Below are 12,716 nucleotides of genomic sequence, written 5' to 3' on the forward strand. Positions count from 1 at the left end.
CGCGGTCAGCGACACCGAGGAGCGTGCGTGCACACGGAGCTGACCCTGCTCGCCCTGGTCGTGGGCGCCATCGCGATCACCTGGGTCTGCCGCCGGTTCGACGTCTCGGCGCCGCTGGTGCTGGTCGTCGCCGGGATCGGGGCGTCGTTCCTGCCCGGCGTGGGCACGATCGGCATCGACCCGCCGGTCGTGCTGCTGGTCGTGCTGGTGCCGCTGCTGTACTCGGCGGCGCTGGGCTCGTCCTACCACGGGATCCGGGCCAACCGGCGGCCCATCGGCCTGCTCGCCGTCGGGCTGGTGGCGTTCACCGCGCTGGTCGTCGGCCTGGCGGCGTGGTGGACGGTGCCGGAGCTGACCCTGGCCGCGGCGCTCGTGCTGGGGGCCGTGGTGGCCCCGCCGGACGCCGTGTCCGCGCTCGCCGTCGGGCGCAGGCTGGGGCTGCCGCGCCGCACGATGACCATCCTGGGCGGCGAGAGCCTGGTCAACGACGCCACCGCGCTGACCCTGTTCCAGGTGTTCGTGGCGGTCGCCATCGGCGCCCAGCTGGGGGCCTGGGACCTCAGCACCGGCGTCCCGCTGTTCGACGCCACCGAGATGTTCGTGGTCGCCGCGGCGGGTGGGACGGCGATCGGGCTGGCCGCGGGCTGGCTGGTGCACTGGGTGCGGCGCCGGCTCGACGACCCGACGATCGAGGCCGCGGTGGGGCTCATCGTGCCGTTCGGCGTGTACATCGCCGCCGAGGAGGCGCACGCCTCCGGCGTGCTCGCGGTGGTGGTGGCCGGGCTGTACCTGGGCCACCACGCCGGCGAGGGCGGCTACGCCAGCCGGCTGCAGGAGGCCGCGGTGTGGCGGGCCAGCGACACGGTCCTCGAGTCGGTGGTGTTCGCGCTGATCGGGCTGCAGCTGACCACGGTGCTGGCCGAGGTGGGCGAGGTCGGCCCGCTGCTGGTGGCCGGGGTGGCGGTCACGCTGGCCGCGGTGCTGGCCCGGATCGTGTGGGTGTTCCCGACCACCTACCTGCCGCGGGTGCTGTTCCGCGGCATCCGCGAGCGCGAGCCGCACCCCCGCTGGCAGCTCCCGGCCGTGGTGTCCTGGGTCGGGATGCGCGGCGTGGTGACGCTGGCCGCCGCGTTCGCCGTACCGCCCGAGGTGCCCGGCCGCGACCAGATCCTGTTCCTGGCCTTCTTCGTCACCGTCACCACGCTGCTGCTGCACGGGCTGACGCTGCCCTGGGTGATCCGCAGGCTGGGCGTGCGGGAGAGCGGCGGCCAGGCCGAGGTGCTGGCCGAGGCCCAGGCCCAGCACGACGCCCTCCAGGCCTCGATCAGCCGGCTCGACGAGCTCACCGAGGACGCGAACACCACCGTGCGGCACACCGCCGAGAAGCTGCGCCGGTTCTCCCAGCTCAACGCGAACTCCGTGTGGGAGCAGCTGGGCCGCTCCGACTCCGAGGCCGGGGAGGGCCCCGGCGCGGCCTACCGGCGACTGCGCCGGGAGATGATCGACGCCGAGCGGGCCGCGTTCGTCGAGCAGCGCGACGCGGGCGACATCGACGACGAGATCCTGCGCCGGGTCCTGCGCCGCAGGGACTTCGAGGAGGCCATGCTCGACCGCGACGAGTCCTGACCGTCAGTCGGGCAGGAAGTCGGCGAGCAGGCGGGTGGTCTCGGCCGGGCGCTCCTCGTGCGGGAAGTGCCCGGTGGCGGGCAGCACGTCCAGGCGGTGCTTGTGGCCCACCCACTCCTGCGACGCCGCCGCCGTCGACACCAGCACGCACGGGTCGACCTCGCCGTGCACGGCGAGCACCGGCACCTCGGCGGCGCGGGCCACCGCCGCCGCGAACCGCCTGCCCTCGGCGCGCAGCTGCGAGCGCACCGCCCAGCGGTAGTACTCGGCCGAGCAGTGGGCCACCCCGGAGATCCGGACGGCCTGCCGGTAGCGGGGCATCGCGTCGGCGAAGTCGGCGCTGCCGGCCCACTCCGGACCGGCCCAGGCCCGCATGATCCGCTCCGCGCCCGCCCCCTCGTCGGCGACGAGGGCCCGCTCCGGCAGCCGCGGCACCTGCATCCGCAGCGCGTACCGGGCCGTGGCCCGGCCCTGGCCGCGGGGCCCGCGCAGCACCGCCCGCCGCACGGCCAGCGGGTGCGGCGCGCCGAGCACCGTCAGCGACCGCACCAGCCGCGGGTGCAGCGCGGCCACCGTCCAGCCGATCAGCCCGCCCCAGCCGTGCCCGACCACGTGAGCGCGCGGCTCCCCCAGCGCCCGGACGAGGCCGGCGACGTCACCGGCGAGGGTCCACAGGTCGTAGCCGCGGGGCGGCTTGTCCGAGTCGCCGTAGCCGCGCAGGTCGACGGCCGCGACCCGGTAGCCGTGCCCGGCCAGCGCCGGCAGCTGGTGCCGCCACGCCCACCACAGCTGCGGGAACCCGTGCAGCAGCACGACCAGCGGGCGACCGCCGTCGCACTCGGCGACGTGCAGCCGGATGCCGTTGGCCGAGACGCCGTGGTGGGTCCACGGCCCGGGCCACCGGACCGAGGACGGGTCGGGGCCGGGCCGGCGCACCCGTCAGCGGTGGGTGCGGTCGAGCTCGGGGCGGACGGGCTCGTCGTCGGACCGGCCGCGCTGCGAGAGCACCGCAGCCGACTCCTTGAGCGTGCTGATGGTCCGCTCCGGCTTGCGGATCTTCTTCACCCGCCGGTAGCCGATGAACCCGGCCAGCCCGGCGATCAGCAGCATCAGCACGAACACGATGCCGAACCCGCCGGGGCGGCCCACCCACAGCGCCAGCAGCTCGGCCAGGGTGAAGAACAGGAAGAACAGGCTGAACAGCACGACCGTCAGCGCGACGATGAAGAAGACGCTGCCCTGCAGGCCCTTCTTCACCTCGGCGGTGATCTCCGTCCTGGCCAGCTCCACCTCGGCGCGGACGAGCGTGGAGACGTGCTTGGTCGCCTCGCCGACCAGCGCGCCGATCGACTTCTCGTCGCTGCCCGGCACCGGCTCGGCCGAGAGCGGGATCGACGGGAGCACGGGTGGGACGTCCGCCCTGTGGGAGCTGCTCGGCGTGGCCACCGCGGTCCTCCTGGGGTGCGTGGTGCGGGTGTTTCCGTTGATCACACGGGTTGATCTCACGGCCATCCTTCCACGCACGGCCGGTCGACGCCGCCGCGAGGCGCGGCGCGGTCGGGTTCGTGACCGGGACGTCATCAGGCCGAGCGCACCGGCGACCCGCCGGCGCCCGATCGCCCGCGGTACGAACGGCCGGTCAGTCGTCCGGGCGGGACCGCAGCCGCTTGACCTGACCGCGGCGGGTCTTGGCGTCGAGCCTGCGGCGCTTGGCGCCCGCCGACGGCTTGGTCGGGCGGCGCTTGGGCGGGCCGGCCGCGATCGCGCCGCGCAGCACCGCGGCCAGCCGCTCGCGGGCGGCCTCCCGGTTGCGCAGCTGGCTGCGGTTCTCACTCGCCACGATGGTGAGCACGCCGTCGGTGAGCCGGTTGGCCAGCCTGGTCAGGGCGCGGTCGCGCAGCGGCTCGGGCAGCGACGGCGTGCGGGCCAGGTCGAACGACAGCTCGACGCGCGAGTCGGTGGTGTTCACGCCCTGCCCGCCCGGGCCGGAGGCGCGCGAGAACCGCCAGTGCAGCTCGCGCTCGGGCAGCACCAGCGCATCCCGTACCGGGAGATCGCCGTCGGACACCCCTAGAGGATGCCCGACGACGCCCCGGTCAGTCCTCCGACTTGCTGCTGTCCTTGAGGCCCGCGGAGATCAGGTCCATCACCGAGGAGTCGGCCAGCGTGGTGACGTCGCCGACCTCCCGGTTCTCCGCCACGTCGCGCAGCAGCCTGCGCATGATCTTCCCGGAGCGGGTCTTGGGCAGCTCCTCGACGACCATGATCTGGCGGGGCTTGGCGATCGGGCCGATCTCGGCCGACACGTGGTCGCGCAGCGCCTTGATCGCCTCCTCGCCGCCGTCCTTCGCCGCGTTGCCGCGCAGGATGACGAACGCCACGATCCCCTGGCCGGTGGTCGGGTCGGACGCGCCGACCACCGCGGCCTCGGCCACCGTCGGATGGCTGACCAGCGCCGACTCCACCTCGGTCGTGGAGATGCGGTGCCCGGAGACGTTCATGACGTCGTCCACCCGGCCGAGCAGCCAGATGGCGCCGTCGTCGTCGTACTTGGCGCCGTCGCCGGCGAAGTAGTAGCCCTGCTCGGCGAAGCGCGACCAGTAGGTCTCGCGGAAGCGCTGCTCGTCGCCCCAGATGCCGCGCAGCATCGCCGGCCACGGCTTGTCCAGCACCAGGTAGCCGCCACCACCCGGCCCGACGGGCTGGGCCTCCTCGGTGACGACCTCGGCGCTGATGCCCGGCAGGGTGCGCATCGCCGAGCCGGGCTTGGTCGCGGTCACCCCGGGCAGCGGCGAGATCATGATCGCCCCCGTCTCGGTCTGCCACCAGGTGTCGACGATGGGGCAGTTGCCCTTCCCGATGTTCTCCCGGTACCACATCCAGGCCTCGGGGTTGATCGGCTCACCCACGCTGCCCAGCACCCGCAGCGAGGACAGGTCGTACTTCTCCGGGATCTCCTTGCCCCACTTCATGAACGTGCGGATCAACGTGGGCGCGGTGTAGTAGATGGAGACGCCGTACTTCTGGATGATCTCCCAGTGCCGGCCCTCGTGCGGGGTGTTCGGGGTGCCCTCGTACATCACCGAGGTCGCCCGGTTGGCCAGCGGCCCGTAGACGATGTAGCTGTGCCCGGTCACCCAGCCGATGTCGGCGGTGCACCAGTAGACGCTCTCGCCGGGCTTGTGGTCGAACACCGCGTGGTGGGTGTAGGCGGTCTGGGTGAGGAACCCGCCGGAGGTGTGCAGGATGCCCTTCGGCTTCCCCGTGGTGCCCGACGTGTAGAGGATGAACAGCGGCTGCTCGGCGTCGAACGACCGGGCCTCGTGCTGGTCGGACTGCTTGTCGACGACGTCGTGCCACCACAGGTCGCGGCCCTCGGTCCAGGGCACCTCGGTCTCGGTGCGCTTGACCACCAGCACGTGCTCGATCGAGGACGTCTCGGCGACGGCCTTGTCGGTGTTCTCCTTCATCGGCGCCGGCTTGCCGCGCCGGAACTGGCCGTCGGAGGTGATCAGCAGCTTGGCGTCGGCGTCCTCGATGCGGGCCTTGAGCGCGCCCGGGGAGAACCCGCCGAACACCACGCTGTGCGCCGCGCCGAGGCGCGCGCAGGCCAGCATGGAGATGGCCGCCTCGGGGATCATCGGCAGCTGGATGGCGACCCGGTCGCCCGCCTGCACCCCCAGCTCGGTCAGCGCGTTGGCGGCCTTGCAGACCTCCCGCTGCAGGTCGGCGTAGGTGATCGTGCGGGTGTCGCCGGGCTCGCCCTCCCAGTGGAAGGCGACCTGCTCGCCGTACCCGTCGGCGACGTGCCGGTCGACGCAGTTGTAGGCCACGTTCAGCTCGCCGCCGACGAACCACTTGGCGAACGGGGCGTCCCAGTCCAGGACGCGGTCCCACCGCTTGGTCCAGTGCAGCCGGTCGGCCTGCTCGGCCCAGAACGCCTCGCGGTCGGCCGCGGCCCGGTCGTAGGCCTCGGCCTTCACGTTGGCCTGCGCGGCGAACGCCTCGCTGGGGGCGAAGCTGCGGCTCTCGGTGGCGAGGTTGCTCAGTGTCGGTTCGGCGGCCATGCGAAACCCTCCTGGTCCTGGGCGCGATAGCGGGCCCCGGTGCCCGCGGAGTCGCCCGGCTCCTCGTGCGTCTGGGGGCGACGCTAGTGGCCGGGGCGGCCCAGCGCACCGTCGGTACGGCCAGGTCCGGACGGCGCGTCCGGCGGACAACGAGCGATCGACCAGCGGCGGACGGGCGGTTCCCCCGGTCAGGAAGGCCACCTTCCTGAACCCCCGAGTTCAGGAGGGTGGCCTTCCCGAACCACCGGCGCCCGCGCCTGCGGCCGACGGCACCGCGGGGATCGGGGCGGGTGGCAGCATGTCGGGGTGAGTACCGCCCGCACCCGCGACCCGCTCGCCCCGCTGCTCGACCTGCCCGGCGTCGCCGACGCCGTCACCCGGGCGCGGGACGCCGTCGTCGAGGTGCACAACCACCCGGTCAACCGGCGGGGCTGGCCGGCGAGCGCCGCCGAGGCGAGCGTGCGCGCGGCCCGCGCCTCGGCGGCCCTGGACGGGGCGGCGCTGGGCTCCGGGGACGCCGTCGCCGACCCGCTGCTGGCCGGGGCGCTGCGCGCGGCGGAGGAGACCGGGCGGCTGCTGGGCGCGTGGCGCACCGCGCCGCTGCAGGCGGTGGCCCGGCTGCACGTGGTGGCCGCGGCCGACCTGGTGCCGCCCGACCGGCACGCCGACGAGCTCGGCCGCCCCCGGCCCGACCGGGCCGTCGGGGCCCGGATGGGGCTGCTGGCCGACCTGGTGGCCGGGGGCACCTCGGTGCCGGCCCCGGTGCTGGTGGCCGTGGTGCACGGCGAGCTGCTCGCACTCGCCCCATTCGCGACGGCCGATGGGGTCGTCGCCCGGGCGGCGGCCCGGCTGGCCGCGGTGGCCGCGGGGCTGGACCCGAAGGGCCTGGCCGTGCCCGAGGTCGGCCACCTGCGCCACGCGGCGCAGTATCGGGAGGCGGCGGCGGGGTTCGCCGCGGGCACCGAGGACGGGGTCGCGGCCTGGCTGCGGCACTGCTGCGCGCAGTGGGAGGCGGGCGCCGCGGAGGGCCTGTCGATCGCGAACGCGCGTCAGTAGCACCGGAGGGCGCGCACAGAAACGGGCGGCGCACCCGCGTGGGATGCACCGCCCGTCGTCGCGCGAACGCCGGGCTTCCAGGCGTGCACTACGTGTCGTGGAATGGCCTCGGCGGCCGGTGGTCCGGGTCCGCAGGCCCACGACGACATGCCTCCCGCGGCGTGCTGTGCGTGGAGTGGCCCGTCGGTCGCGCACGGAGCCCGCTCGGGGTGGACGGGTGCTTCTCTGCCGCACCGCCCCTGGCCTCACGAGGTCCGTGGCCCCTTTCTAGTACGTGACCCCAGCCACAGCAAGACCTCCGCTCGGGTGCACCGGTTCAGCTACCGAGAGTGCCGATCACCCTCCGGAGCGGCTCATCCGGCGGTGCCCGTACCAGCCGGCCGCGAGCAGGCCCACCGCACCGGCCGCGGCCGCCGCCACCGTCGTGCGGCCCGGCGGACCCAGCTTCGGGCGCAGCGCCACCGGGTGCGCGAAGGTCAGCACGGGCCAGCCCCGGCGCACGGCCTCCCGGCGCAGCGCCCGGTCCGGGTTGACGACCGTCGGGTGGCCGACGGCCTCGAGCAGCGGCAGGTCGGTGATCGAGTCGGAGTAGGCCCGGCAGTCGGCGAGCCGGTAGCCGCGCTCCGCGGCGATCCGGCGCGCGGACTCCGCCTTCTCCGCGCCGTAGCAGTAGTACTCGACGGCGCCGGTGTAACGGCCGTCGACGACGGTCATCCGGGTCGCGATGGCGCTGTCGGCGCCCACCATCGCCGCGATCGGCTGGACGACCTCCTCGCCCGACGCGGACAGCACGATGACCTCGTCGCCGTTCGCCCGGTGCTCGGCGATCAGCTCGGTGGCCTCGGCGTAGACCATCGGCTGGACGATGTCCAGCAGCGTCTCGGCCACGATCGACCGGACCTGCGCCACGTCCCATCCGGTGCACAGCGCGGTGATCCGCCTGCGCAGCAGGTCCATGGTGTTGGCGTCGGCGCCGGAGAGCACCAGCAGCAACTGCGCGTAGCCGCTGCGCAGCGCGGCGCGCCTGCTGATCAGCCCCTGGCGGCGGAACGGCCGGCTGAAGGCGAGCGCGCTGGACCCCGCGATGATCGTCTTGTCGAGGTCGAAGAAGGCCGCGGCGCGACCGGTCGCCTGGCGGACGGGGGACGGGGAGTACGGGCCGGACACAGTCGGCGAGCCTGCCAGAACGCCCCCGCGATCGAGCGCGGCCCCGCCGGGCCATCCGGAGCGCAGAACCTGCGTCGAGAGGCGGGCGTTATGGCCAGGTTAGGGATACAGTTGTGCTGTCCGGACACGTCCGGGCGCTGGTTCAGCTCGACCCCCCGGAGCTGAACCGATGACGGCCCCCGCCAATCCCCCCTGGCGGGGGCCGTCCCATCCGCCGATCGGCAGCGCGCCGCTGCCCGTCCGGGCGAAGCCCGGCTACCGGCCGTCACGGAATGCGGTATCCGGGTCGGGTCCTCCGGTGTCCGCGGACCCGACGGTCCGATGTCGACAGTGGGTCCGGCGCCGCCGAGGGGGTCACGGTCGGTCCGAGCGCGCCCTGATCGGGGCGGTTCTCCTCGGGGAGCGGCTGGGGCACCGGCGGGCGAGCCGCCGCGGTGGTGGCCACCGGGGTCATCGCGCTGGCCGCCCCCACCCAGCCTATTTGAGACCACCGACATCGTCGCTGCTCAGCGGGGTTCCGCTGGCGGTTGTCCACATCGACCCCAGGTTGTCCACAGGTTGGGGATCCGTCCGTGGAAGAGCGCTTCCCCGACGCACTCTGGTCGCCGGCACCCCGACGCGGGGAGCCCGACGAGAGGAGGCGGACATGGCGCGGACGGCGAGCGAACGGCGCGGGCTGGTCATGGTGTCGGACCCGGACCTGCTGGACGCGATCCTGCGGCTGGCCGCGGCGGCCGGCTGCGAGCTGCACCGCAGCGTCGACGCGACCCAGGCCCGCACCACGTGGGCGCAGGCACCGCTGGTGCTGCTCGACGGCGCGGCGGCCCGCCACTGCGCCGGGGCCGGGCTGCCCCGCAGGCCCGGGGTCGTGGTCGCGGTCCGCGGTGAGCCCCCGCCCACCGTGTGGCGCGAGGCGGTGACGGTGGGCGCCGAGCACGTCGTCAGCCTGCCCCAGGCGGAGTCCTGGCTGGTGGGCGCGCTCACCGAGGCCGCGGAGGGCCGGCCGGGCCGGGGCCCGGTGCTGGCCGTCGTCGGTGGCCGCGGCGGCGCGGGGGCGTCGGTGCTTGCCGCGGCGGTCGCGGTCGTCGCCGTCCGCGACGGCGGGCGGGCCCTCCTGGTCGACTGCGACCCGCTCGGCGGCGGGCTCGACCTCCTGCTCGGCGCCGAGGACCTCGACGGGCTGCGCTGGCCGGAGATCGAGCTGGGCGGCGGGCGGGTGCCGGCCACCGCGCTGCACGCGGCCCTGCCCGCGCCGTCCGTCCCGCGCGGCGGCGGTGGCCGGCTCGGCGTGCTCTCCTGCGCCCGGGCCGAGAGCGGGCCCTCGCCCGTTGCCGTGTCCTCGGTCGTCGAGGCGGGCCGCCGCGCCGGCGAGACGGTCGTCTGCGACCTGCCCCGCCACCCCACCGACGCCGCCGTCGCCGCGCACACCGCGGCCGACCTCACCGTGCTCGTCGTGCCGGCCGACGTCCGCTCGGCCGCCGCGGGCGCCCGGGTCGCCGCCGTCCTGGCCGAGCACGGCCGGGCCCCGGGCCTGGTGGTCCGCGGGCCGGCTCCCGGGGGCCTGGAGGCCGCCGAGATCGGCCGCGCGCTGGGCCTGCCCGTGCTGGCCACCATGCGGCCCGAGTCCGGGCTGGCCCGCGCGCTGGAGCGCGGCGACGCCCCCGGTCGGCGGCGGGGCCCGCTGCTGACCGCGGCCGCCACCGTCCTCGACGAGCTGCGCTCCGCCGCCGGGAGCCGGCCGTGAGCGCGCCGGCGCTGGTCGACCGGGTCCGCTCGCGGCTGGCCGCCGCGGGCGGTGAGACCACGGCGTCCGCGGTGGCCGCGGCCGTGCGCGCGGAGGCCGGCGGCGTCGCCTCCGACCTGGACGTGCTGGCCGCGCTGCGGGTGCTGCGCCAGGAGTTCGTCGGCGCGGGCCCGCTCGACGAGCTGCTGCGCGACCCGCGCACCACCGACGTGCTCGTCCGCGGCCCGCGCTCGGTCTGGGTCGACCGCGGTTCCGGCCTCCAGCCCACCGGCCTGCGGTTCCCCGACGAGGCCGCGGTGCGCCGGCTCGCCCAGCGGCTGGCGATCGCGGCCGGTCGCCGGCTCGACGACGCCAGCCCGTACGTCGACGGCTGGCTGGCCGACGTCGGGGTGCGGCTGCACGCGGTGCTGCCGCCGATCGCCGCCGACGGCACCTGCCTGTCGCTGCGGGTGCTGCGCCCGGCCGCGCACGACCTGGCCACCCTGCGCGGGCTGGGCACGGTCGGCGCGGCGGGCGAGGCCCTGCTGCGCGCGGTGGTGAACGCCCGGTTGGCCTTCCTGGTCTCCGGGGGCACCGGGACCGGCAAGACCACGATCCTCGCCGCGCTGCTGGGCGCGGTCGAGCCCGCCGAGCGGATCCTGTGCGTCGAGGACGTCGCCGAGCTGAGCCCGCGCCACCCGCACGTGGTGCGGCTGGTGGCCCGCCCGGCCAACATCGAGGGCGCAGGCGGGGTCACCCTGCGCGACCTGGTCCGCCAGGCGCTGCGGATGCGCCCGGACCGCCTCGTCGTGGGGGAGGTGCGCGGCGCCGAGGTGTGCGACCTGCTGGCCGCGCTGAACACCGGCCACGACGGCGGCGCCGGCACCGTGCACGCCAACTCCGCCCGCGAGGTGCCCGCCCGGCTGGAGGCGCTGGCCGCGGCGGGCGGCCTGTCCCGCGCCGCCCTGCACAGCCAGCTCGCCGCCGCGGTACAGCTCGTGCTGCACATGCGCCGGCTGCGCACCGGGGCACGGGTGCTCGACGCGGTGGGCGTGCTCGGGCGCGACCCGGACGGCGTCGTCGTCGAGCCGGCGTGGACCCGGCGGCGCGGCGAGGGGCCCGCGGCGGCCCGGCTGGCCGAGCTGCTCGACGAGCGGGGGGTGGCGGCGCCGTGGTGAGCACCCCGACCACCACCCTGCCCGTCCTGGTCCTCGCCGTGCTGCTGTGGACCGGGCCGGGCTCGCCCGCCGCGTGCCGCGTCGCGGCCCTGTGGCCCGCCCCGCGGTCGTCGCGCCTGCGGCGCCGCCCGATCGCCGCGGCACCCGCCGTGGTGGGAGCGCTCGGCGGGTTCGCGCTGGCCGGCCCGGGCGGCGCGGCCGCCGGCGCGCTGGTCGCCCTCACCGCGGCTGGGCGGCGTCGCCGGGCACGCGGGCTGTCCGAGGCCGCGGCGACGGCGGGCGAGCTGGCCGACGCGGTGTCGCGGATCAGCGAGGAACTGCGCGCGGGCGGCCACCCCGCGGGCGCGCTGGCCGGGTTCGGCGCCGACGGTCCGCGGGCCGGCGCGATCCTGGCCGGGGCGGCCGCCGCGGCCCGGCTCGGCGACGCGGTGCCCGCCGCGCTGCGCCGCGAGGCGGCCAGCCACCCGGCGGTCGCCGCCGACATCGAACGGATCGCCACCGCCTGGTCGATGGCCGAGCGCTTCGGCGTCCCGCTGGCCGAGCTGCTCGCCCGGGCCCACCGCGACATCCGGTGGCGCGTGCGCTTCGCGGGCACCGTGCGGGCCCAGCTCGCCGGTCCGCGGGCGACCGCCGTCGTGCTCACGGCGCTGCCGGCGCTGGGTCTGGGGCTCGGCCAGCTGGTCGGCGCCGACCCGATCGCGGTGCTGCGCGGCGGGCTGCTGGGGCAGGCGATGCTGGTGGTCGGCGCAGGGCTGGCCGCGGCGGGCGCGGCGTGGAGCGATCGCATCCTGCGCTCGGCGGTGCCGCGATGACCGCGGCGCTCGCGGGCGGTGCGCTGTCCTGGGCACCGGGTCCCGCGTTGGCGGCGGCCGCGGTCCTGCTCGGCGCGGCGCTGCTGGTCGGGCCCGGCCGGGCGGGGCCGGGGCGCCTGCGCGCACTGGCCGATCCCGCCGCCCCGCCGCCACCCGGGGAGCCCCCGACGCTGCGCCGACCGTGGATCGTGCTCGGCGCGCTCGCCGCCGGTGCGCTCGGCTGGCTCGTCGGCGGCGCGGTCGCCGGCCTCGTGGCGGGCGGCCTGGCCGGCGCGGCCGGCACGGCCGTCGCCGCCGCGGCGGCCCGGCGCACCGGTGCCGACGAGGTCCCGGCCGCCGACCTGGCCGCCGGGTGGGAGCTGGTCGCGGTCGGGCTCGCGGCCGGGCTGCCGGTCGCGGTGGCCGTCTCGGCGGCGGCCGAGCCGCTGGGCGGGGGCGCCGGGGCCCTGCTGCGCCGGGTGGGCGGGCTGCTCGAGCTGGGCGCCGACCCGGCCCACGCCTGGCGCACCGTCGAGCACGACGCCGCACTGGGCGCGTTCGCCCGGGCGGCGGGCCGGTCCGCGGCCACTGGCGCCGCGTTGGCCGAGGTCGCCCGCGCGGAGGCCGAGCGGCTGCGGTCGGCGCTGGTCGACTCCGCCCAGGAGCGGGCCCAGCGCGCGGCCGTGCTCATCACGGGCCCGCTGGGCCTGTGCTTCCTGCCCGCGTTCCTGGCGCTGGGCATCGCACCTGTCGTCGTCGGCCTGGCCGGCGAGGCACTCGCGCAGTGGTGACCACCGTGGCCGCCACCGCACCTCAACCGGAAGGAGATCCCCATGTCCCCCCAGCCCGCCGTCCCCGGTCCGACCCCGCCACCCGTCCCCCGGCCGACGCACCTGCGCCTGGTGCCGCCACCGCGCCGCCGGCGGCGGTGGCTCGGTGGCGACGACGGCATGTCGACGGTCGAGTACGCGATCGGGACGATCGCCGCCGCGGCCTTCGCCGCGCTGCTCTACGCGGTGATCAGCGGCGACACGGTCCTCGCCGCGCTCACCGACCTCGTGCAGCGCTCGCTGACGGCGGCCTTCTGATGACCGGGAGGGCGTCGGTG

The 12,716-nt window shown here is 76.6% G+C and carries 12 protein-coding genes; 7 read left to right on the top strand and 5 right to left on the bottom strand.

Annotated elements, in window-relative coordinates; genetic code table 11:
* Positions 1-27 precede the first annotated feature (27 nt).
* Positions 28-1,626 carry a Na+/H+ antiporter gene (locus KDL28_RS03930; RefSeq protein ID WP_252435789.1) on the top strand — a complete coding sequence of 533 codons (1,599 nt, stop codon included), beginning with the start codon at positions 28-30 and terminating at the stop codon, positions 1,624-1,626.
* A 3-nt stretch (positions 1,627-1,629) separates the two neighbouring features.
* Here KDL28_RS03930 and KDL28_RS03935 read toward each other — a convergent pair whose 3' ends face one another.
* From KDL28_RS03935 to acs, 4 genes are all read right to left on the bottom strand, one after another.
* Entirely contained in the window at positions 1,630-2,562 is a 933-nt protein-coding gene (locus KDL28_RS03935) for an alpha/beta fold hydrolase (RefSeq protein ID WP_252435790.1), read from the bottom strand.
* Between the two features lie 3 nt (positions 2,563-2,565).
* Positions 2,566-3,030 (bottom strand): phage holin family protein, encoded by a 465-nt coding sequence (locus KDL28_RS03940; RefSeq protein WP_252435791.1) that lies wholly within the window; start codon positions 3,028-3,030, stop codon positions 2,566-2,568.
* Positions 3,031-3,265: 235 nt separating this feature from the next.
* On the bottom strand, positions 3,266-3,694 hold the full coding sequence (gene arfB, locus KDL28_RS03945; RefSeq protein WP_252435792.1) for an alternative ribosome rescue aminoacyl-tRNA hydrolase ArfB: 429 nt from the start codon (positions 3,692-3,694) through the stop codon (positions 3,266-3,268).
* Between the two features lie 28 nt (positions 3,695-3,722).
* Complete coding sequence (acs, locus tag KDL28_RS03950) at positions 3,723-5,693, bottom strand: acetate--CoA ligase (protein WP_252435793.1); 1,971 nt, start codon at positions 5,691-5,693, stop codon at positions 3,723-3,725.
* A gap of 306 nt (positions 5,694-5,999) precedes the next feature.
* Between acs and KDL28_RS03955 the strand changes: the two genes are divergently transcribed.
* On the top strand, positions 6,000-6,749 hold the full coding sequence (locus tag KDL28_RS03955) for an oxidoreductase (RefSeq protein ID WP_252435794.1): 750 nt from the start codon (positions 6,000-6,002) through the stop codon (positions 6,747-6,749).
* 336 nt (positions 6,750-7,085) lie between these two features.
* Here KDL28_RS03955 and KDL28_RS03960 read toward each other — a convergent pair whose 3' ends face one another.
* Positions 7,086-7,916, bottom strand: a complete 831-nt coding sequence (locus KDL28_RS03960; protein WP_252435795.1) for an HAD family hydrolase — start codon at positions 7,914-7,916, stop codon at positions 7,086-7,088.
* 646 nt (positions 7,917-8,562) lie between these two features.
* Between KDL28_RS03960 and ssd the strand changes: the two genes are divergently transcribed.
* Genes ssd through KDL28_RS03985 form a run of 5 tightly spaced genes read left to right on the top strand, consistent with a single transcriptional unit; the run spans position 8,563 to position 12,696 of the window.
* A complete protein-coding gene (gene ssd, locus KDL28_RS03965) occupies positions 8,563-9,660 on the top strand; it encodes a septum site-determining protein Ssd (RefSeq protein ID WP_305882177.1) in 1,098 nt (365 codons plus the stop codon).
* On the top strand, positions 9,657-10,817 hold the full coding sequence (locus KDL28_RS03970) for a TadA family conjugal transfer-associated ATPase (protein ID WP_252435796.1): 1,161 nt from the start codon (positions 9,657-9,659) through the stop codon (positions 10,815-10,817). The genes ssd and KDL28_RS03970 overlap by 4 nt, the downstream gene beginning before the upstream one ends.
* Entirely contained in the window at positions 10,814-11,629 is an 816-nt protein-coding gene (locus tag KDL28_RS03975) for a type II secretion system F family protein (RefSeq protein ID WP_252435797.1), read from the top strand. Before KDL28_RS03970 ends, KDL28_RS03975 begins: the two co-directional genes overlap by 4 nt.
* Positions 11,626-12,399, top strand: a complete 774-nt coding sequence (locus KDL28_RS03980) for a type II secretion system F family protein (protein ID WP_252435798.1) — start codon at positions 11,626-11,628, stop codon at positions 12,397-12,399. The genes KDL28_RS03975 and KDL28_RS03980 overlap by 4 nt, the downstream gene beginning before the upstream one ends.
* A gap of 42 nt (positions 12,400-12,441) precedes the next feature.
* Positions 12,442-12,696 carry a DUF4244 domain-containing protein gene (locus KDL28_RS03985; RefSeq protein ID WP_308215918.1) on the top strand — a complete coding sequence of 85 codons (255 nt, stop codon included), beginning with the start codon at positions 12,442-12,444 and terminating at the stop codon, positions 12,694-12,696.
* Positions 12,697-12,716: the final 20 nt, after the last annotated feature.

This window comes from Pseudonocardia humida (genome assembly GCF_023898865.1).
GTDB lineage: Bacteria > Actinomycetota > Actinomycetes > Mycobacteriales > Pseudonocardiaceae > Pseudonocardia > Pseudonocardia humida.